The following is a 19,678-nucleotide window of genomic DNA, read 5'->3' as shown; positions in this document are numbered from 1 at the left end:
AATCGGATGATTTGGCACGCTGTTTAAACTTCGATACCTCAGTCACGGTATTGCAGGCTAAGCCACTTGTCCCCTTGGCGGACGGCTACCAGGTAGGGGTATTTCCAGAAAGATGACAGGGGTGTACCAATCCCCATCAGACAGCCCGCTTCACACAGACCTTGAACAGCATACACTTTGGTTGTAGGCTCTATGGCTTGTTGTAACTCAGCGAGATTGGTGGCGATAATGACAGCGATCAATGCTAATCCAACGATTGTGAGAACTTTCGTAGTTGACATGGATCGCGGTGACTTTTTGTGAAGTCTCCAGCGCCCAGCAAATGTCCCTTCTTCTATCATGCACGTTGAGTTCGCCTTGTCTACTAGAATATTGATCACATTCCTGCGGTAAGAAATGTTCTGAAGCGCTGGTATCCAGATCAGAACGACAATGCAGACCCACGGAGTGTCGAATTGAAACCAGTTTGACACAGTCCCGTGGATCGATGGTAAACGAGACATTAGGGTCAAAGCCCACACAAGGAACCCTATTAGTACAATAGAGTAAATCACGAGGTACGATGTTCTGGTGTAAGCGTAAATGCGGGCTGCCTTCAAATCGTCCATCATCTACTCCCCTTCCTAATGATAGTAGCCTCTGTGACGTGTATATCCATGCGCAGGCGGCTTGTCGCATCTATGCTCCCAAATAACCTGAATGGCATCATCGTGGAGAATGCTAATTGAATTTCCTGATTGAGGGAATGCACAATGTTAACAGTACGACCAAAGCCATCGTACCTGCCTCCATCATCATTGTGTAAATGCCGCCGATATTGTGGAATAGTGCACCCGTTAATAAATAACCAATGGGTTGCGCAATCGAAGCAGAGAATATCTCAAGGCTAATGACTCGCCCAAAGTATTCGTTCGGAACCAATTCCTGCAGAATACCTTCGTGTATAATCCCGAATAACATGCTACCTGCGGAACTTACTGCCATCAGCATCATGAGACCAGGTAACCACCGTATGAGCGACATACCCAGTAAGGCTAAGCCTTGGATGGCAACTGCTCCATAGGAAATCACCCCCCTATGTCTCCACCTATGTACCCAACCAGCAATAATACCCGCAAATACAGCACCGACTCCCGACATGGAAACGACTAAGCCGTAAGCATAGTCAGGATCCTTGAGATGAATTTTCAGCAACCATGGCAAGAGAATTGGAATGATGCCGCTGTAAGAAATGATAATAAAAGTCCAAGACAAAATACCGACCCAAATCCAAGGGTGCCTCACTGTCTCTCGATACCCAGCAAGCAACTCCTTCGTAAAGGTCTGTTTTTGAGATGTTAAACGATGCTGCTTTAACCTTGCATCTGTGCTTCGAATAAACAATAAACTGACGATGGAAAAGGCGAATGTCACAGCATCAAATATAAAGCCAACTACTGACGATCCGAAGGTCATGAGCAAACCACCGAGAGATGGTCCCACCAGGCTAGTTAGTTGACTACTGACTTGTGTGAGGGAAATGGCAGAATTTCTGATTTCCGGAGTGAATATCTGCCTTCTCAGTGCCATATATGCAGGTCGAAAGAGGACGGACATCGCACCGTACATAAATACACTAACATCCAAAGCGTAAATACTTAGGCGATGATAAATCCCAAGGATACTGAGAACCATAAGTAAGACGAACCGTAGCGAATCAGACGTTAGCATTACCGAGACTCTAGGTAATCGATCAACCATGACACCCGTGAACGGTTGAAGCAGGATTTGAGGAAGAACTCTCAGGGTCATGATGAGTGCCATGGTCAAAACTGAACCCGTCAACGAATAAACCACCAACGGTAAAATGACCCCGAACGCTTGATTTCCCAGTTCTGAAAAGAGTTGCCCGCCCCAGAGTGCAGTAAATGAACGGGAAGTCATAAAAGGTTGTAGCAATTTGATTTTATTCATGTGTACGAGCCTCCTTCAGCGATTCCAACGGCGGCTCACATATCATAATTTTTTTTAAAGGTCAAGTATAGACTTATAATTTTTCTTGATTTAGACTAATAATATAAAAATTGCGGTTGAACATTTTTACTTTAATTGCCCCAAGAAACGAACATATGTTCTTGTGATTAAACTGCTTGTAAAGAGCAGTTTTTTATATGCTTTACGAATATCCGCTCGGTCTGACCCCAGTGTGTTCTCACCTGGCAACGGTCAAGGCCACAGGCGAGGGGCCGCGAACCACACCGTACTCGGTGGCAGTCCGCAGCCCCATGCCCTGTCAGTCAGTTGTCACCGGTCAACATCGGAGGGGCGTGTCTAGAGCGTCCCGAGGTCAGGCGCCAATCCGAACCTCGACCGTTCCTGCGTCCAACTCTCCTCAGGCGTTCGCCTCCAGTTGGTAGTCCTCCTCGTCGGTGGTGTCTTGACCACGCGACAGTTTGGCCGCATTGAACACCCACGTCAGCACGACTGTCACGACGATGTTCAGGATGAGCGCCCAGATGGCAGCGTAGGCACCAATTGCGGCGCCGCCGATGTGCAGCACGTACACGGTCGACTTGTAGCCTGTGCTTCCCCACATGTAAATCCCGTAGATAATCCCAGCCAGCCAGCCGAGGAGCAGGGCACGGCGGTGGAACCACCGGGTGTAGAGGCCCAAGACCAGTGCCGGCAGGGTTTGCAGAATGAGGATGCCGCCAACCTGCTGCATGCTAATTGCGTAGGTCTGCGGGAATCCGAGAATGAACACCAGGGCGCCGAGCTTCACGAGCAGTGAAACGATTTTAGCCACCTTGGCCTCGTGTTGTGGCGTTGCGCTGCGTTTAAAGTAGGCCCGGTAGATGTTGCGGGTGAATAGGTTGGAGGCCGCGATGGACATGATGGCAGCGGGCACGAGCGCGCCAATCGCGATGGCCGCGAAGGCAAAGCCAGCGAACCAGCTTGGGAACTCTTTCAAAAACAAGGCTGGTACGGCTTGCGAGCTCGACGTTACTTTGACTCCGGCGGCAAGTGCCATGAAGCCGAGCAGAGCGATAATGCCCAGCGCGAACGAGTAAGCGGGCAATAACGCCATGTTGCGTTGCACGGTCTTGCGGCTATTGGCGCTAAACACGCCTGTCATGGCGTGCGGGTAGAGGAACAGTGCAAGGGCTGAGCCAAACGCCAAGGTGCCGTAAACGGAGAACGCCGTAGCAGATGGGATAAACGAGCCCGGTGGTGTGTGCGTCGGCAACGCCTTGGCGGCGCTCGCAAAGATGTGGCCAAAGCCGCCGAGTTTAATGGGGATAACAATAATGGCGACAATCACAGTGATATAGATCAGCAGGTCTTTGACAATCGCGATCATCGCAGGCGCCCGCAGTCCACTGCTGTAGGTATAGACGGCCAGGATGACGAACGCGATGATGAGGGGCCAGTCACCACCAAGTCCCATCGCGCCGAGGACAGCTTGCATACCAGTCAACTGTAGCGCGATGTACGGCATTGTGGCGACGATTCCGGTGACAGCGATGGCGAGAGCCAGCGTCTTGTCGCCGAAGCGGCCTTCGACGAAGTCAGCAGCGGTCACGTAGCCATGTTTCTTGGCGACCGACCAGAACCGCGGCAAAATCATAAAGAAGATCGGATAGACAACAATCGTGTAAGGTACGGCGTAAAAACCGAGGGCGCCGGCACCGTACATGAGCGCTGGCACAGCAATGAAAGTATACGCAGTGTAGAGGTCGCCGCCGACAAGAAACCAGGTAACGATTGTCCCGAACCGGCGTCCTGCAAGGCCCCATTCCTCAAGTTGGCTGAGGTCGCCCCGGCGCCAGCGAGCCGCTACAAAACCCAACACCGTTACAAATAAGAATAGAATGATAAACACAGTTAAAGCGGTACCGTTCATTGACGTCGTTCGCCTCCTTTGTCAACCATTTTTGAGAGCTGAATACATAATCCACGTGATGACCGCGCTGATGATAACCCACATCATCTGGTACCAGTAGAAGAACGGGATGCCCCATAGCATGGGTGTCGTCGATGCGTAGAACGACGGGAACAGCGTTCCAATCAGGGGAATCAGCGCGAGCAGATACCACCACCGGCTCGCCCGGGGCTTCGAAGTGTTGTTCACGGCTTTACCTCCTCTCGATTCCGACTTCTGGCCAGTAAATGAGACCTAGGCCAAATCTATTTTACATCATTATGAAGCTTTTCAGAATCTAAGTATAGAAGAGAGTATTGTGTGAAATTCTAACAGCAGGATTTGTGCTCGGATAGGTGAATGTTTGATCACGGAGGGATGCAACGTGGAGCAACGGGACTGGATGCGCCTTGGTCTTGTTCAGGATACGCCTGTGGTCAAGGACATGGAAGGCACGCTGGGTCAGATGGAGCGTTATGCGGCGGAAGCCGGCCGCAGCGGGCGGCAGGTGAACTTGCTCGCGTATCCGGAACTGTACGTCACAGGGTACTACCCGGAGTACTGGGAGAGGCGGCCGACACCGCAAGACGAGCTCGATTGGTTGGCGCGCATGCAAGAGGTCGCCGCCCGGGAAGATTTGTTTATCGTGTTCGGGCACCCATCCTACCGAGCGCAGACCGTTGAGCACGGGACGTCGCGGTACGGCGTGGAGATGGCGGGGGACGGACGGGACATGCCACTGTATAATGCGGCCTCCCTCGTATCGCCGCAAGGGCTGGTCGGCACATACGCAAAGGTGCATTTGTTCGGGAGCGAAGCGGAGTCTTTTGTGCCGGGAGACGTCTTCCCGGTGTGGCAGACGCCGTGGGGCAAGTTGGCGGTGCAAATTTGCTTTGACGTCGAGTTCCCGGAAGGCGCCCGCATCGCGGGCCTGCACGGCGCGCAGATTATCCTCTTTCCGGCCGACAACATGCACCCGTTTGGCCCGTGGCACCGCACGTTCACTGCGGCGCGGGCGCTCGAGAACGGAGTTTTTGCCGCGACCGTCAACCGCCTCGGTCCCGAGTTCGACACAGACTTCTGCGGCGGTTCCTGCTGCATGCACCCGAACGGCGAGTGGTTGATTGAGGCGCAACCCGATGCGGGACTGTTCGTCTGCGACATCGACGTGAATGACTTGGCCGACCGCGACGCCACGGTTGATTACTACCGACTGCGCCGACCGAATCTCTACCGGGATTTGGTGAAGTAGGACGGCGGGCGGGACCAAAGGAGGAAGGTTCGTCGCGGAAGTTCGGTGACTTGGGTTGTTACAGTCGCTGGTCCCGGGCGGCGGAATCGAAACAATTCAGGCTGCCCCCTGTCAGACACGGTGGGGACAGCCCTGTTGTCGCCCTGCTGCCGTTCGTCAGTTGCCGTTCGTCAGTTGCGATTGAACACCACGAGTTTCAACTCGGTCATCTCTTCGACGGCGAAACGCACCCCTTCGCGGCCCATACCGCTGTCTTTCACGCCGCCGTACGGCATGTGGTCGACGCGGAAGGTTGGAATGTCGTTGATCATCACGCCGCCTACGTGCAGTTCGTCCGCTGCGTCGAGCGCCTTGTGGACGTTTTCCGTGTAGATGCCGGCTTGCAGTCCAAACCGCGAGTCGTTCACCAGTTCGATGCCCTCTTCGACTGAAGCAATCTTGTTGATGAGCACGATGGGTGCAAACACCTCTTGGCAGGACACTTTTACATCGACAGGCACGTTTAGGATCACGGTCGGATGCAGGACGTTTCCTTCCGCCGTGCCGCCGGCTGCGACCACTGCGCCTTGGCCTACAGCTTCCGCAATCCAGTCGAGTGACCGCTGCACATCTCCTTGCGAGATGAGCGCCGATACAAATGTCTCCTTATCGAGCGGGTCGCCAACTTTCAGGGCGTTGGTCTGCTCCACGAATCGCTCGACGAACTCTTCGTACAAGGCCTCGTGCACGTAAATCCGCTGCAGTGAGATGCAGACCTGACCCTGGAAAGAAAATGCACCGCCGACGCAGCGTGGAATGACTTTGTCGAGCGGGACGCCGTTGTCGACAATCACGGCAGAGTTCGAGCCGAGCTCCAATGTCACCCGTTTCAAGCCCGCCTTCTGACGAATGCTTGTGCCGACGCCTGGGCTGCCAGTGAACGTGATCATCTTGATGCGTGGGTCGGTCACCAACTGGTCGCCGACTGTGCGCCCACTGCCTGTCACGACGTTCAGGGCGCCAGCCGGAAGGCCTGCCTCTGCCAGCAGTTCTGCGAGGAACAGAGAAGAAAGTGGCGTTTGGCTGGCGGGCTTCAAAACCACAGTGTTGCCGGCTGCGATGGCCGGACCGACTTTGTGTGCCACCAGGTTCATCGGAAAGTTGAATGGGGTAATCGCGCCGATCACGCCGAGCGGTTCGCGCACCATGTAGGCGACGCGACCTTCACCGCCTGGCGCCGCGTCCATCGGGAGAGTTTCGCCGTGAATGCGCTTCGCCTCTTCAGCGGCAAACTTGTAGGTCTGAATCGTGCGGTCGACTTCAGCGTATGCGGTGGTCAGCGGCTTCGCCGCCTCTGTTGCGAGAATTGTGGCTGCTTCGTCCCTCTTCTCTCTCAACAAAATTGCGAGGTTCTCGAGGATTTGCGCACGCTGATGCGCGGGCATCTTCCGCATGACCTTGGTAGCGCGGTCTGCAGAAGCGATGGCGTGATGCACGTCGGCAACGGAGGCGGACGCGATCTCAGCAATCACGCGGTGGTCGTAAGGCGCTCTGAGCTCTGTGTAGTGGTCCGTTTTTAGCCATTCGCCGTTGATGTATAGGTCTTTCTTCAAGTGAATCCCTTCCCTCTCGGTTGTCTACGCTTGGTGGTCCGCAAGGTGACGGATGTGCGAAATGATGTGCTCCGTGACTTCACTGGTGTTTGCTGTGCCGCCGAGGTCGGCAGTCTTGACGTTTTCCACCAGAGAGTGTTCGATTGCTTGCAAAATAAGGTTCCCCATGTCCTCGTAGCCGAGGAAGTCGAGCATCATTTTAGCCGTCCAAATCTGTCCAATTGGGTTCGCGATGCCTTGTCCCGCGATGTCCGGCGCCGACCCGTGTACAGGCTCGAACATCGATGGGAATCTGCGCTCTACGTTCAGATTAGCCGCTGGGGCAATCCCGATACTCCCCATAATCGCACCGCCAATGTCGCTCAGGATGTCACCGAACAGGTTGGACGCGACAACCACGTCGATGACCTGTGGTCTCATCACGAACAAGGCTGCGAGCGCGTCGATATGCATTGTCGTGGTGTGAACGTCCGGGTACGACTTGTGCACAGTGTTGAGCACGTCATCCCAAAACGGCATGCTGTGGGCGAGGCCGTTCGACTTCGTTGCGGACGTCACGCGGCCATGCCGGCGCTGCGCCTGTTCAAAGGCGTACCTCATCACGCGTTCGCTCGCGCGGCGCGTAAAGACAGCGGTCTGCAGGGCGAGTTCCTCTTGTCCGTTGTGCACGCGACCCCCGACATCGGAGTACTCCCCTTCCGAATTCTCGCGCACGACAAGGATGTCAAACGCCTGCGGTTCAGCGAGCGGGGACTTCATGCCGCGCAGAAGCTTAGCTGGTCGGACGTTCACAGATTGCTCGAGCTCCTGGCGAATTTTCAACAGTAGACCGCCGAGCGAAATGTGGTCCGGGACAAGTTGCGGCATGCCGACAGCACCGAGGAAAATCTGCTCGAAGGACTTCAAGGTCGCAATTCCGTCACTCGGCATCATCACTTGATGCTGCAAGTAGTACTCGCAGCCCCACGGGAAGTGCGTCCACTCAAATTGTACTCCGCCGTGAATCTCGGCAACTGTTTCGAGGACCTTCAAAGCCGCAGGGACGACTTCGTTACCTACGCCGTCCCCCGGAATTACTGCAATTGAGTGCTTAATCATGTCTGTCTCTCCATTCTGTCTGTAACAACCTGCTGCCTGTGTTTAGCCGGCAATCTCCTGCAGCGATTCGCCGTCGAGAGTTTTTTCCGCGGCAACGCGGCGCTTCATGGCGAAGTAGTAGATTGTCGAAGGCAGGAGAAGCGCAATGATCCAGGCGACGTCTGCATGCCCGAGGGCTGTTGAAATGGGGCCTTCGTAGATCCCGGCGATGTTGACGAACGGAATCTGTGCGGCAATCGTCAACAGGTAGGCGCCAATGGCTGTCCAGTTGAATCGACCGTAGCGACCGTTCAGGTCGAAGATGTCCTTGATGCTGTAGTTGCCTTTGCGCAGTAAGTAGAAGTCAACCAGGTTGATGGCGCTCCAAGGCACCATGATGTACTGCAACATCAGCATGAAGTCACCGATGATGGTGATGAGGCTCCCTTGTCCTTGAATGCCAATCCAGGTGGCGACTGCGTCAATGATTGCAAGCAAGACAAGCCGTTTGGTCGGCGTCACCTTCAGTTTAGTGAACGGTTCAATTGTTGTCACTGTGGCCATAAAGGCACAGTACAAATTGAGAACGTTGACGCCGAGAATTCCAAGGACAATGACGAAGTATAAGATGGGTGCGATCGACGGACCGACCATCTTGGCCAATACGCCCGTTGGGTCTTGGCCAAATTTTGCAGCCGTGGCAATGAGCAGTACACCGACTAGCATTGGCCACGCCGTGCCAAGGACACCGCCCGCGTAGGTCCAGCCAAACGTGGCTTTAGTCGACGTGTTCCTTGGCAGATAACGAGAGTAGTCTGCTACGTACGGGGCGTAGGTGAGCAGCCAACTGACGCAGATGCTCATCGCCATCATGAACGGTCCAAACTTCAATCCGCTTGGCGACCAACTGTGTGCCGGAAATGGCATGCGGAAAGCTTCCACCGTGATAAAAAGAAAGAATAGAGCAAAGATTACGGCGAAGTACTTTTCTACAGCGTGTATGACATCATAGCCGTAGGTCGTCACGATGAGGGTGATACCATTCAGCACAATCATCGCGAGCCACACGGGCACACCGTGCAGCGCGCTGTGAATGGCTTGTGCGCCGAGGAGGCCGCTGTAGTAAACGGATCCAATGTACATGACCATGACGAGGATGAGTGGCAAAATCGCACCAATGACGCCGAACTGCGCGCGACTCTGAATCATCTGCGGGATTCCGAGCTTGGGGCCCTGTGCCGAGTGAGTGGCCATAAACAATCCGCCAATGATATTGCCCACAATTACCACAACGACTGCCCAAAACACATTCAGGCCGAGGGCGAGTAAGGCTGCACCTGTCATAACAGGTGTCAGTTGCATGTTTCCGCTGAACCAGATATTGAACAGACTGCTCGGCTTACCGTGCCGCTCCTCGTCGGGAATGAAGTCGATACTTCGTTTTTCAACTAACATGTTTTACCCCCCAGGTTCATCACTAACTCAGTGCTTCTCGAACCAGGCTGTGGAACAGCCGAAGACCATGTTCGGTTGGCGAGTACAAGCCTTGGTTAAACGCCGCGGAGCCAAGTCCGATTTGTTGCAATTCCACGAGGTCCACGTCTTCATCGGCTACAGTCTTGGCGAACGCGATAAGGTCTTTTTGCTCTTGGGTCGGTTCTTGCCCCTTCACGTACACCGTGTAGATGCCAAGCGTCGTCTCTTCGTCGATTGGGACCATCTGAATTGACCGGAAGTTCCCAGGGCCGGGGTAGATTGTGAACATCACGTTCGGCCACAACCAGTAGAAGCGACCTTCGCGAACTTCTGCGTCGTCGAGGTCGGAGCGGTTTTCTCTAATCCCGGACCCTTGAATGTTGCACTTGTCACGGTTGATGATCTGATAATTCGTCATGTCGAGCGTTGAGACGAAACTAGGGTGAGCAATCGGACAGTGGTCGCACTCCAAATAGTTGTCGATAAAGGTTTTCCAGTTGCACTTGATGATGCGCTGTTCAGTGTTGTACAAACTCAATCCGGACAGAAAGTTGAACTGTTTCAAGTCGCTGAAAAAATCTGCGAATTCTTCTGAGAGCGGCGCTGGGGTCTCGCTGAGGTTGACGAACATCAGTGAGTTCTCAATGGCGATGTGCACCGGCCGCAAGGCGTGATCGGTGGAGCAGAATCCTGTCACGTTCTTGAAGTTCGGCGCCTGATTCAGCGCCCCGCTGAGATGGAATGTCCACCCATGATACATGCACTGCAAGACTTTTTTGGAGCCGCACTCTTCGTTCACAATCTTGGTGCCACGATGGGGACAAACGTTGTAGAACGCACGCACCACATTGTCCGTTCCGCGGACAATCAGAATGGGCTCGTTGGCAATTGAGCACGTTACGTAGTCCCCCGGTTTTTCAACTAGAGTTTCGTGCCCTACGTATTGCCATGTTTGTTTGAATACCCTAGCGTACTCTGCCTGCAAAATCTCTTTGTCTACGTACAAGGTATACGGCAGAGTCTTCTCGGTGTCGTCCTGCAAGCGTTTACTGTCTTCCACTCTCAAAGCCATGATTCTTCGGTCCCTCCTGTCGTCTCTCTGTTGCAAGCGGTAACAATTCGGCCACATTTCTGTGTTGGCTCAGTCAAAGTGAATAGCAAACACCGTGCCAATGATTTCTGAATTAGACGTAATCAAAAGTTTCTACTGATCGAACGCGATGCAACGGGGAGACTGGAGAGTCCAAGAAGCAGATTGTGCAATATGAACTATAGATTGTCCGCCATAATTTTGAGTTTTTTTAGAATCAAATTGCCAAATTTGAAGGATGTGTGATTAAATTTTGAATCAAATGATGATAGGTCAAAGCCGGAATTGGAGAGGCTGGTCTGTATGTCTCGTGAAGAGGTCTTGAAGGTGCTGAACGTGCTCGACACCCCGTTGTTGTTGCTCGATGCCTCTGGGCATCTTCATTGGGTAAACCAAGCGGCAAAGATGACGGTTTTTGAGGGCATCCATCTGGATTCATGGAATGAGGACCGTAATTTGCCTGATGGCTTTTCCTACGTTCTGCACAAAGATGCCTTTGAGTCAGACCTGACCATGATTGAGTGTTTGCGTCTGCCCGAAGGTCCAGACGAGCGCACAATCTGGGAACTGAGGCAGGAAAACACTGAACTTGCCGAACTCATCAACTCCTCGCTTGACGAATGGTACATCACCGATGGTGAGGGCATCACGCTACAAGTCAACGATAAGGTCGAACAACTGTACGGGTCACTTGTCGGAGGATTGGTTGGGAAGTCGGTTTTCGAACTCGAACAGAAGCGCATTTTTTATCCATCTGTCACAGCGATGGTGCTCCGCCACCGCACGCAGCAGACTGTGTTGCAAAGCACTGTCGACGGGCGGAGGCTGGTTTCTACGGGCAACGCAATTTTCAACGAGAACGGTACGGTCAAACGCGTGATATCGTACGCGAAAGACGTCACCGAATTGGAACTGCTCACTGCGAATCACCGCTCTGCTGCTGTGGTCGAACGGTCCGACACGAGAGCCAACGTCGCAGCGCAGCTTGTCTCAAACAGCCCGTCGATGCAATCCTGTATGCGGCTTGCCAGTCGAGTCGCGCGAACCGAAGCTGCCGTGATGATCTCAGGCGAAACTGGGGTCGGGAAAAATAGAGTTGCCAAGTATGTCCACGAGTCGAGTCATCGGGCTGGGAGGCCATTTGTCGAAATCAACTGTGCGTCGATTCCTGAGAGCCTCATTGAAAGTGAACTATTTGGATATGAACGCGGCTCGTTCACAGGCGCAAGGCGCGAAGGCAAGGCGGGAAAAGTGGAACTTGCTGAGGGCGGCACGCTGTTTCTGAACGAGATTGGCGAGTTGCCACTGCACCTGCAGGGGAAGTTGCTAGACCTTGTACAAGAGCGGAGGATTGAGCGCATTGGTGCCACGTCCCCGACCTACGTCGACACCCGCATTCTTACTGCAACCAATCGCAATCTGCGAGACATGGTGGAGGTGGGGACATTTCGTGAGGACCTCTACTACCGTTTGCATGTCGTGGAAATCGAGATCCCGCCGTTGCGGGATCGTCCGGAAGATATCACGCCGCTCATCGACGTCTATCTCGAGCGGTTCACCAGGCAGTACGGGGGAGTATCGTTTGAAATTACGGAGGACGCAATGTCGGCACTGACGACCTATCAATGGCCTGGGAATATTCGCGAGTTAGAAAATATGGTAGAGTACCTCGTAATTACGTCGGAAGACAAGCGGATTGACCTGAGCCGTTTGCCGCAGGTGGTGCGGTCGGCGCACAGTCGTGAATTAGTTGCCCAATCGCGTGGCCAGTTTGGCGGCATGAAATCGGCAACAGGCGGCCGTTCTTCAGGGCTTCTTGAAACTCCCGAGAAACCGTGGAAAGCGCATATGGAGCGAACCGAGTATGAGATTTACAGCGCAGCCCTTGAGCGGGCTCGGAATACACGTGAACTCGCTGAACACCTTGGCGTGAGTCAGTCCACAGTCGTGCGCAAGCTAAAGCAGTTCGGACTTTCATTGTCCCGGTAAAGTGAACGGAGGCTGCACTGTGCAACGGTCGATCGAATTAACTCACCATGGACTCACTCTGCGTGGTATGGCGCACATTCCAGACGGCGCAACTGAGCCTCTTCCCGCGGTCGTGATGTACCACGGATTTACTGCAACCCGAATTGAACCTCACCGGCTGTTCGTCAAGATTGGACGTGCGCTGGAGAGTGTCGGGATGGCGAGTTTTCGCTTTGATTTCTCGGGCAACGGCGAGAGCGACGGAGACTTCGAAGACGTCACGATTAGCGGGGAAATTGCGGAGGCGCACGCGATGCTGGATTACGTCCTGGCTGACGTCCTGGCTGACGTAAACGTGGACCCCGCTCGGGTGACCTTGGTCGGCATGAGTATGGGCGGACTAGTGGCCAGTCAGGTGGCCGGTGACCGTCCCGATGATGTACAGAGACTCGTGCTGTTGGGACCGGCCGGAGGCAGTGTTTACGAAGTCGTATCGTCCCTTCTGACCGAGAGCGGCGCGGACCTTACAGTCGACATGCCGTATTACGACTATCTCGGCAATCGCGTCAGCCGCACGCTGTTGCAGGACCTGGCAGCGTTTCGAGTTTACGACCGAGCGAAAACGTACCGAGGGCCAGTGCTGATTCTGCACGGTCAGCAGGACGAGGTTGTACCTAGCGCTACCGCGTCGGAGTATCAGGAAATGGCGTATGGCGGGAGGGCAAATGTGCGGCTGTTGCCCGAGGCGAACCACACCTTCGACTCCTCTGTCTGGGAAGCAGAGGTAATACAGTCCATCGTGGATTTCGTCGGGCCGGCAGGCAGGCACATGCCGAGAGAATCGGTTTAACGCGTTTAGAGGACGTTATCGCAAATGGTTAACGTCGTCAGACAGCGTTAACGCCCTCTAGGGCCATGTCCAGAGCACATTAACGCGCTGGGATGACGTTATTCCTTCCAGAAGCTCCTTGAATGAGTGTTTCTGAGACACATAACGTTGTTTGGGAGCGTTAAGAGGCTGGATTATGTTATCAAGCTCCGCGATAACGCTCTGTGGGCGCGTTACGTATTCGACGAGGTCGATTGGTTTGGTGGTTTGGTGGTTTGTGGCGTGCCGAATGGACATCTAGTGCCCAGAGGCCGTTTCGGTCCCGCCGTAGCGCCAAATCAGTACGCATGACATCGGAAAACGGCCTTCTCAGGCCGTTTTTCACCGAACGGACGTATTGTTGTCAGGATGCCAATGCCCGAACTCGCGGCGATTGGGCTACTGGTCGACACGGCTAAACCCCGTCCGAACCCGCCCGAACTAGCCGCTACTCCTCCGAACCCGTCGAACCCGTCCTACTCTGGCGCTAGTCCGCCCGACCCCGACCCCGTCCTACTCCGCCAGCCCTGCGCCCCACACCGCTTTGTCGGTCAGCGCCCAGTCCGGGTACTCCTCACCGAGCAGGAAGTGGTGAGCGTACAGGTTTGCGAGCTTCGCATAGCGCTCGCCTTCCGTTTCGGCGAGGCGGTAGAGCAGGGCGACTTGGGTTGCATCTGCGACCGTCGTCAGCGCGTGCTTGGCGTGCCACTGGGCGCGCGCGGGTTCGCTAGCGAGCTCGGCAAGGTGGGCCAGCGTAGACTCGATACGGTCGCGCGCGAGCCGCGCTTCCGACGTCCCAAATCCTTCGAGCATTGGTACGAACTCCGCCAAAAACGGCTCATGCGACTTCTGCTTGACGATGGTCTCGAGGAAGTCGAGCGACTGGATGTTGCTCGGGCCTTCCCAAATGGGGGTGATGAGGGCCTCGCGGTGCCAACGCGCGACGGCGTACTCTTCGAGAAAGCCGAGTCCGCCAAACAGTTCCATCGCCATCGCCGTCAGGTCTGCGGCGTGGTTCGCTGTGCGCGTCTTCGCGACGTGCGTCAGGAAGCGCGCGTAGTGATAAGCCGAGTTGTACGGCGGGCGGGAGGACCAAGCGTGATCGAAGGCGTCGATGGCGTGAAACGACAAACTGAGGCCGCCTGCCATGCGAACGGCCATGTCTGTCAAGTCGCGGCGAATCAACGGGTGTTCCATGAGCAGCTTGCCAAACGACTGGCGGCGCTGGACGCGGCCGAGCACCTCGAGGTGCGCCTTTTTCGCGACACCCATGGCGCCAACCGAGTTCGCGAGGCGCGAGACGGTCAGGTTTTCGAGCGTATAGTAGATGCCTTCTTCGGCGCGGCCGATGAGATAGGCCTCCGAGTCTGCCAGTTCCGCTTCGCCGGAGGGAACGCTGCGCGTCGCGCTCTTGTCCTTGAGGCGGCGAATGTGGAAATTGAGCTCACCGTTCTCACGCAGGCGCGGCAGCAGATACAACGCAAGTCCTTTGGGGCCGGGGCGGCCCACTTCCGGACGCGCAGTCGTAATGGCGACATCGGTCAGTCCGGCGCCGCTCGCGAAGTACTTGTCGGCCGTGAGGTGCCACTTCTCGCCGTCTCCCTGCCGCGCCACTGCCTGATTCGCGCCGAGGTCGCTGCCGCCCTGCGACTCCGTCATCCAGGTCGCGCCATAAGCCGAGCCGTCGAGCAGGCGCTCCTTCCAATCGGAGAACTCCGGCGCGTATTTGTGGATCGCGTACACCGTCTGGCCGGTAATCGTCAGGACGCAGTAGAGACCCGGATCGCCAATCAGGTAGCCGAGCGCAAAGTGGTGGTGCCAACTGCCGCCTTCGTACGGTGGTCGGTTGATGTGCGCGGTCAGGGCAAGCGCTCGCCGGTGCGACGGCGAAAGCCGCGCGCGGTCGACGCGGTTGCCGTCGAGGTCGTGAGTGACGAGGACGGGGCGAGCATCGTGATCGACATGGTAGACACTCTCGTACAACTCGCCGCCTGCCAGCGCGCCAAAGTCGGTGAGTTCCGACTGCTTCGCACCGTAGTCATCCCAATAGCGGCGCAGCACCGCCTGCAAATCGCCGTCCGCCGTGAAGTGGTTCTGCCCGTACGCGTAGGAAATGTGGTCCATGGTCATTCCCCTCTCCCGTTTTGCAGTCGTTTTGCGAGCGTCTGCTCGAGCTTTCCGCGCATTGCCAGGAGCTCGTCGCGAAGCGCCGTCAAGTCACGGATTTGCTCTTCGACTTCTCTGAGGCGAGCATCACCCCGGCCAATCACGTCGCGCAACTGCACCACCTCTGTCGGGTCGGCGTCGTAGAGGCTGAGCATCTCCTGGATGTCCTGCAGTGAGAAGCCTAGGCGTCGGCCGCGGAGAATCAGCCCCATCCGAACGCGATCACGTTCGCTGTACACCCGCTGCAGACCGCTGCGCTCTGGCTGTAGCAATCCGACCTCTTCGTAGTAGCGCAGCGTGCGAGCTGTGACGTCAAACGCTTCAGTTAATTCCGTGATCGTGTAAGTGCGAGTCATCCAACTGCCCTCCCGTCGAGCTGACTTGAACATAACGCTTGCTTGACGTTTACGTCAAGGGAAGTTCCGCGGTCGACTCGGGTGCATGTCGTACACTCGCGCCAACGAGTAAAAATGCGAGGGTCAAGAGGAGCATCACGGCGGCGAGCATGCTGAGCGTGACGGTCGAGTTGGTGTGATTGAGGGCGAAGCCGAACGGGATTGGCAGGATGCCTGCGCCAATGCTGGCAGAGAGCGTGACGACACTCGTGACGATGTGCGGGCGGATGGAGAGCGAGTGGTTCGCGAGTACGAGGTTGACTGAGAATATTCCGGACATAAACAGTCCTGCCGCGAACACGAGGGTGTAGCCCAAAGCGCTGTCTCGCATCAGCGAGAGGCAGCACAGTGACACGGCAACGGCAATGCTGCTGACGACCAAAAATGGCGTATAGCGCACGGAGCGAATCACAAAGCCAGTGGCGACCCGGCCGATTACCATCGCGATCCACAGTGCAGATACACTGAGCGAAGCGAGGTACGCGGGCACGTGGAAGTGCGGAATGAAGATGGCGGGGAGGAAGTTGTTCAGGCTGGTCTCGACTCCGACATAGAGAAAGGTGATGCCGCCGAACACTGCAAGCAGGACGGCCTGCCTGTGTGGAGAAGCGGTGACGCTAGCCGGTGGATTGGCGTCGAGTTGGAGCTGTGGACCATCAGGGACTGTCTCTGTATGGTTAGTCAGCCACAGTCCGGTGGAAGCGAGCATGATGATAGAAACTGCCACAAACGTCCAGGGCCACGCCTGCAAGTGCAGAAACACGCTGGCGATTGCGGGGCTGATGAGCGCACCTACGGCGTAGGCCACTTCGAGATTGCTCATGACAACCGCTCGCCGACCGGGAAAGGTTACCATGGCATACGATGCGATGATGGCCTCCGATGCACCTACGCCAAAGCCGATGATGGCGAGTAAAGCGTAGAACCCAGGCAGGCCCGGCAAAGTTGACAAGAGCATCGTGGCGACGGCTGTCACGACGGACACGGCGGCAACAACTGTGCGGTGACCGAAGCGTTGCGACAGACGTGCCCCGAGCGGCACGCCGATAACGGACCCGAGGACCTGTGCAAACACGAGGTAGCCTGGCAGCGAATACGTCTTGTGGAAGTGTGTCATCAGCGCAGGCACGACCGGACCGAGCATAGCGCCAAGGAGTCCATTGCTGAGGTACGTGCCTGCCGCCGCCAAGACTGACTTTTGCATCAGGGCCTCCAAACTGTGAGCGAACGTTGCTGTCGTCGAGTGAAACTGTGGTTGAGACCCGAATTCAAGTTGCTGCTATCTGAGCGTAGCGGTCGTTGTTTGGGTCACGCACTCTGCGCATCTATCAACACGGTCATATCGATGAGCGCTGGGTCATTTTGCGCCAGGGCGTGCTCGGCACTCACCTGAAATCGGTAGGCCGAACCTTTCACGCGAAACAGCGCCTCCGTCCAAGGTTCATCGCGCCACACATAGGACGTGGTGAGGTATGGAGTTGGCAAGTCATCGAGTCGCATGTGGAGAATGTCGATCACGGTATCCGGCCGCACGATTGCCAAATTGGACATGGCTCGCCGGACGTCTGCTGGCAAGATGTCTTTCCAATAACCGAGCAGGTGGTATGCGGTGTTGCGCAAGGCAACATCGGTTGTCGCCATCGCTTCTACCTGCTTGACTGACAGTAACCACGCCTGCAACTTTGCCACACGCGGCTCACCGTCACGCCGGATGGCTCGCAGTTCGGTCGACAGTTCTTTGACGAGTCGGTAGTTGCGAGCCATCACCGCGTACTTTACATCTCGCCAAAACGCCTCACAGCCCTGAAAAAGCATTAGACTCTCAGCCGCCATTGCGCATCCTCAGTGGCGGTTGCCGGTCTGTAGCATGGCCAGGATTTCGTGTTCCTGGTCTTTGCTCAGGTTGCCCCGCTTGGCTTTGGTCACTGTGACGCTGCCTGGTTTTTGAACGCCTCGCATGCTCATGCACATGTGTTCAGCTTCCATCATGACAAAGACACCTTCGGCCTCGAGTTCATTGTATAAGGTTTCTGCAATCGAGTTTGTCAAACGTTCTTGCACCTGCGGCCTGCGCGCGTAGACCTCGACCAAGCGTGCCAACTTGGACAGTCCTGTGACGACCCCGTTCTTCGGGACGTAGGCGACATGCGCTTTGCCGTGAAACGGCACGAGGTGGTGTTCACACATAGAGTAAAAGGAGATATCGCGCACCAGCACGAGTTCGCTGTCGCCTACCTCGAAGCGGGCAGACAGAACTTCGGCCGGGTCTTGATGTAGTCCTGCAAACACTTCAGCGTACATGCGAGCGACGCGATCGGGCGTATCCAGCAGGCCGTCACGGTCGGGATCTTCACCAATTGCCTCAAGGATGGTACGGACGGCGGCGCGGATAGCCGCTTGATCGACTCCGTCCGTGTGCTTCGTTTTGTGATCAGATTCAACATCTGCGTGGAGTGCAGTAATGTTTTGTGCGGACATAGCTTTGTTTTCCCCCTATGCGCCGACGCTCATGAGGCAAGGTTGCGTGGCGCTTGTCATCGCCTAATTCCAACAAGATTGTACGTCCGATGATATACCTTTGACAAAGATTATACAAGTATGTACAGTAAGTGTATCAAAGATCGGCTGACAGATGTGGGGGACACTGTCGTGAACAACCCGGTTACGGGTCTTCAAATCAAACAGGTTGCTGCTCGCACGGGGCTGAGTGAACAACTCATCCGCAAGTGGGAACAGCGGTATCGGGCAGTGACACCGCGCCGGATGCAAAACGGTTACCGTGTATATCAGGAGCACGATGTGCGGATCCTGATGTCAATCGCGCACCTTGTCGAGCGTGGTATACCGGTGCGCCGCGCAGTCGCCCTCGTGACCGCTGAGCGGGGTGAGGTGTTTGACGCGGCATCTGACTCCTCGATGGCTGTTGGCGTACAGCTGTTGCAGGCACAAGAAAACACGTTTAGACGCAGGCGGGAACAGGCATCCGAACACGTGTCGGAGCAGATGCTTGAGTTTAGGTCTCATCGCGCGAGAATACTCCGCGACAACCCGTTGCACTCGGTCCTGGAGGCGATGCTTGCGGCGGGGGCGGTCGGTGATTTGCAGCGGCTGGAGACGATTCTGCAGCGCTGTTTTGTGTCGGAGGGTCTGCGGATAGCCGTGAACTGTGTCGTGACGCCCTTCTTGCAGGAGGTCGGATGGCTCTGGAGCATGGGCTCGTGGAGTGAGGACCAGGAGCATCTGTCGAGTCTCACAGTTCGCAACTTTCTCGTGCGACTGTTGGCGGATTTGCCAGACGTGCCGCCGGACGCCCCTGTGTTGCTCGCATCGTGCGTTCCCGGTGAGCGACATGACATCATGCTGCAGGTGGCGCTGCTCGAAGCGAAACGGCAGGGCTGGCGGACGTTGTTTTTGGGACCGGATCCGGCGCCTGGCGCAATCGAGCGAGCACTGACGCGACTGACCCCTGACGTTTTGCTGCTGTCGATGACGACGCGTCACGAAGCCCTCGAAGGCAGGTCCGTCGATTGCGGCTGCGGCGAAGGCAACGACGCACAAACTACGGCCGGCGGTGCGGAGAGCGGATCGGGGAGCGGGTCGGAGAGCGGATCTGTAGGTGCGGCATACCCGGGCGGGGTGTCCGCTGCCGAACGGCATGAGAGCTGGTTCGAAAAGCTCAACACCTTGGCCGCCAAAATGCCTGCTACCGAGGTCTATCTCGGTGGGCCCGCATCACTCGTACACAGTTGCGTGGACGGACTGCCCCATATTCTCCCCTTGGAGAGCCTGGCCGACTGCTTCGACGTCCTGTCCCGGCAGACACTGGCAGGGGAGGGGCCGAGAGTACACTGACCAGAAGGCAAGATCCGCCGGGACCCATGGCGAGGCCAGAG

The 19,678-nt window shown here is 56.0% G+C and carries 17 protein-coding genes; 4 read left to right on the top strand and 13 right to left on the bottom strand.

The genetic code is table 11. The features are described from left to right. Positions 1-38 precede the first annotated feature (38 nt). The 4 genes from JC200_RS10825 to JC200_RS10810 form a co-directional block, all read right to left on the bottom strand. Entirely contained in the window at positions 39-608 is a 570-nt protein-coding gene (locus JC200_RS10825) for a hypothetical protein (RefSeq protein WP_274436265.1), read from the bottom strand. Positions 609-720: 112 nt separating this feature from the next. Further along, positions 721-1,953, bottom strand: coding sequence for an MFS transporter (locus JC200_RS10820; protein ID WP_274436264.1), 1,233 nt, complete (start codon positions 1,951-1,953; stop codon positions 721-723). 418 nt (positions 1,954-2,371) lie between these two features. Continuing rightward, complete coding sequence (mctP, locus tag JC200_RS10815) at positions 2,372-3,883, bottom strand: monocarboxylate uptake permease MctP (protein ID WP_274436263.1); 1,512 nt, start codon at positions 3,881-3,883, stop codon at positions 2,372-2,374. A 21-nt stretch (positions 3,884-3,904) separates the two neighbouring features. Beyond that, entirely contained in the window at positions 3,905-4,111 is a 207-nt protein-coding gene (locus tag JC200_RS10810; RefSeq protein ID WP_274436262.1) for a DUF3311 domain-containing protein, read from the bottom strand. A 175-nt stretch (positions 4,112-4,286) separates the two neighbouring features. On the opposite strand from JC200_RS10810, the gene JC200_RS10805 reads away from it, so the two are divergent. Further along, complete coding sequence (locus JC200_RS10805) at positions 4,287-5,153, top strand: carbon-nitrogen hydrolase family protein (protein WP_274436261.1); 867 nt, start codon at positions 4,287-4,289, stop codon at positions 5,151-5,153. A 170-nt stretch (positions 5,154-5,323) separates the two neighbouring features. Here JC200_RS10805 and JC200_RS10800 read toward each other — a convergent pair whose 3' ends face one another. Genes JC200_RS10800 through JC200_RS10785 form a run of 4 tightly spaced genes read right to left on the bottom strand, consistent with a single transcriptional unit; the run spans position 5,324 to position 10,370 of the window. Beyond that, complete coding sequence (locus JC200_RS10800) at positions 5,324-6,751, bottom strand: aldehyde dehydrogenase family protein (protein ID WP_274436521.1); 1,428 nt, start codon at positions 6,749-6,751, stop codon at positions 5,324-5,326. A gap of 18 nt (positions 6,752-6,769) precedes the next feature. Beyond that, a complete protein-coding gene (locus tag JC200_RS10795) occupies positions 6,770-7,843 on the bottom strand; it encodes a tartrate dehydrogenase (RefSeq protein WP_274436260.1) in 1,074 nt (357 codons plus the stop codon). A 42-nt stretch (positions 7,844-7,885) separates the two neighbouring features. Next, the gene (locus tag JC200_RS10790) at positions 7,886-9,277 is read right to left on the bottom strand and encodes a purine-cytosine permease family protein (RefSeq protein WP_274436259.1); all 1,392 of its coding nucleotides are present in this window, start codon (positions 9,275-9,277) and stop codon (positions 7,886-7,888) included. A gap of 22 nt (positions 9,278-9,299) precedes the next feature. Continuing rightward, positions 9,300-10,370 (bottom strand): aromatic ring-hydroxylating oxygenase subunit alpha, encoded by a 1,071-nt coding sequence (locus JC200_RS10785; protein WP_274436258.1) that lies wholly within the window; start codon positions 10,368-10,370, stop codon positions 9,300-9,302. Between the two features lie 321 nt (positions 10,371-10,691). On the opposite strand from JC200_RS10785, the gene JC200_RS10780 reads away from it, so the two are divergent. Together JC200_RS10780 and JC200_RS10775 are read left to right on the top strand one after the other, a co-directional pair. Then, on the top strand, positions 10,692-12,377 hold the full coding sequence (locus tag JC200_RS10780; protein WP_274436257.1) for a sigma-54 interaction domain-containing protein: 1,686 nt from the start codon (positions 10,692-10,694) through the stop codon (positions 12,375-12,377). A gap of 19 nt (positions 12,378-12,396) precedes the next feature. After that, on the top strand, positions 12,397-13,206 hold the full coding sequence (locus tag JC200_RS10775; protein WP_274436256.1) for an alpha/beta hydrolase family protein: 810 nt from the start codon (positions 12,397-12,399) through the stop codon (positions 13,204-13,206). A 531-nt stretch (positions 13,207-13,737) separates the two neighbouring features. On the opposite strand, the gene JC200_RS10770 is transcribed toward JC200_RS10775, so the two are convergent. From JC200_RS10770 to folE, 5 genes are all read right to left on the bottom strand, one after another. Further along, entirely contained in the window at positions 13,738-15,348 is a 1,611-nt protein-coding gene (locus tag JC200_RS10770; RefSeq protein ID WP_274436255.1) for an acyl-CoA dehydrogenase family protein, read from the bottom strand. Between the two features lie 2 nt (positions 15,349-15,350). Next, positions 15,351-15,746: a MerR family transcriptional regulator gene (locus JC200_RS10765; RefSeq protein ID WP_274436254.1), complete on the bottom strand. Its 396-nt coding sequence runs from the start codon at positions 15,744-15,746 to the stop codon at positions 15,351-15,353. Between the two features lie 49 nt (positions 15,747-15,795). Beyond that, positions 15,796-16,989, bottom strand: a complete 1,194-nt coding sequence (locus JC200_RS10760; protein ID WP_274436253.1) for an MFS transporter — start codon at positions 16,987-16,989, stop codon at positions 15,796-15,798. Positions 16,990-17,093: 104 nt separating this feature from the next. Further along, a complete protein-coding gene (locus JC200_RS10755; RefSeq protein WP_274436252.1) occupies positions 17,094-17,618 on the bottom strand; it encodes a DUF1722 domain-containing protein in 525 nt (174 codons plus the stop codon). A gap of 9 nt (positions 17,619-17,627) precedes the next feature. Beyond that, complete coding sequence (gene folE, locus JC200_RS10750) at positions 17,628-18,263, bottom strand: GTP cyclohydrolase I FolE (RefSeq protein WP_274436251.1); 636 nt, start codon at positions 18,261-18,263, stop codon at positions 17,628-17,630. 171 nt (positions 18,264-18,434) lie between these two features. On the opposite strand from folE, the gene JC200_RS10745 reads away from it, so the two are divergent. Beyond that, positions 18,435-19,637: a MerR family transcriptional regulator gene (locus tag JC200_RS10745; RefSeq protein ID WP_274436250.1), complete on the top strand. Its 1,203-nt coding sequence runs from the start codon at positions 18,435-18,437 to the stop codon at positions 19,635-19,637. Positions 19,638-19,678 lie beyond the last annotated feature (41 nt).

The sequence above is a fragment of the Alicyclobacillus sp. ALC3 genome, from assembly GCF_028751195.1.
GTDB lineage: Bacteria > Bacillota > Bacilli > Alicyclobacillales > Alicyclobacillaceae > Alicyclobacillus_L.
The sequence above is the reverse complement of the archived record's forward strand: the minus strand, read 5'-3'. Positions and strand labels throughout refer to the sequence as shown.

Bases quoted from the DNA above. Each gene is read 5' to 3' on its own strand.
- JC200_RS10825 (WP_274436265.1), bottom strand. From the start codon at position 608: ATGGACGATTTGAAGGCAGCCCGCATTTACGCTTACACCAGAACATCG.
- JC200_RS10820 (WP_274436264.1), bottom strand. From the start codon at position 1,953: ATGAATAAAATCAAATTGCTACAACCTTTTATGACTTCCCGTTCATTT.
- mctP (WP_274436263.1), bottom strand. From the start codon at position 3,883: ATGAACGGTACCGCTTTAACTGTGTTTATCATTCTATTCTTATTTGTA.
- JC200_RS10795 (WP_274436260.1), bottom strand. From the start codon at position 7,843: ATGATTAAGCACTCAATTGCAGTAATTCCGGGGGACGGCGTAGGTAAC.
- JC200_RS10790 (WP_274436259.1), bottom strand. From the start codon at position 9,277: ATGTTAGTTGAAAAACGAAGTATCGACTTCATTCCCGACGAGGAGCGG.
- JC200_RS10785 (WP_274436258.1), bottom strand. From the start codon at position 10,370: ATGGCTTTGAGAGTGGAAGACAGTAAACGCTTGCAGGACGACACCGAG.
- JC200_RS10780 (WP_274436257.1), top strand. From the start codon at position 10,692: ATGTCTCGTGAAGAGGTCTTGAAGGTGCTGAACGTGCTCGACACCCCG.
- JC200_RS10770 (WP_274436255.1), bottom strand. From the start codon at position 15,348: ATGGACCACATTTCCTACGCGTACGGGCAGAACCACTTCACGGCGGAC.
- JC200_RS10765 (WP_274436254.1), bottom strand. From the start codon at position 15,746: ATGACTCGCACTTACACGATCACGGAATTAACTGAAGCGTTTGACGTC.
- JC200_RS10760 (WP_274436253.1), bottom strand. From the start codon at position 16,989: ATGCAAAAGTCAGTCTTGGCGGCGGCAGGCACGTACCTCAGCAATGGA.
- JC200_RS10755 (WP_274436252.1), bottom strand. From the start codon at position 17,618: ATGGCGGCTGAGAGTCTAATGCTTTTTCAGGGCTGTGAGGCGTTTTGG.
- folE (WP_274436251.1), bottom strand. From the start codon at position 18,263: ATGTCCGCACAAAACATTACTGCACTCCACGCAGATGTTGAATCTGAT.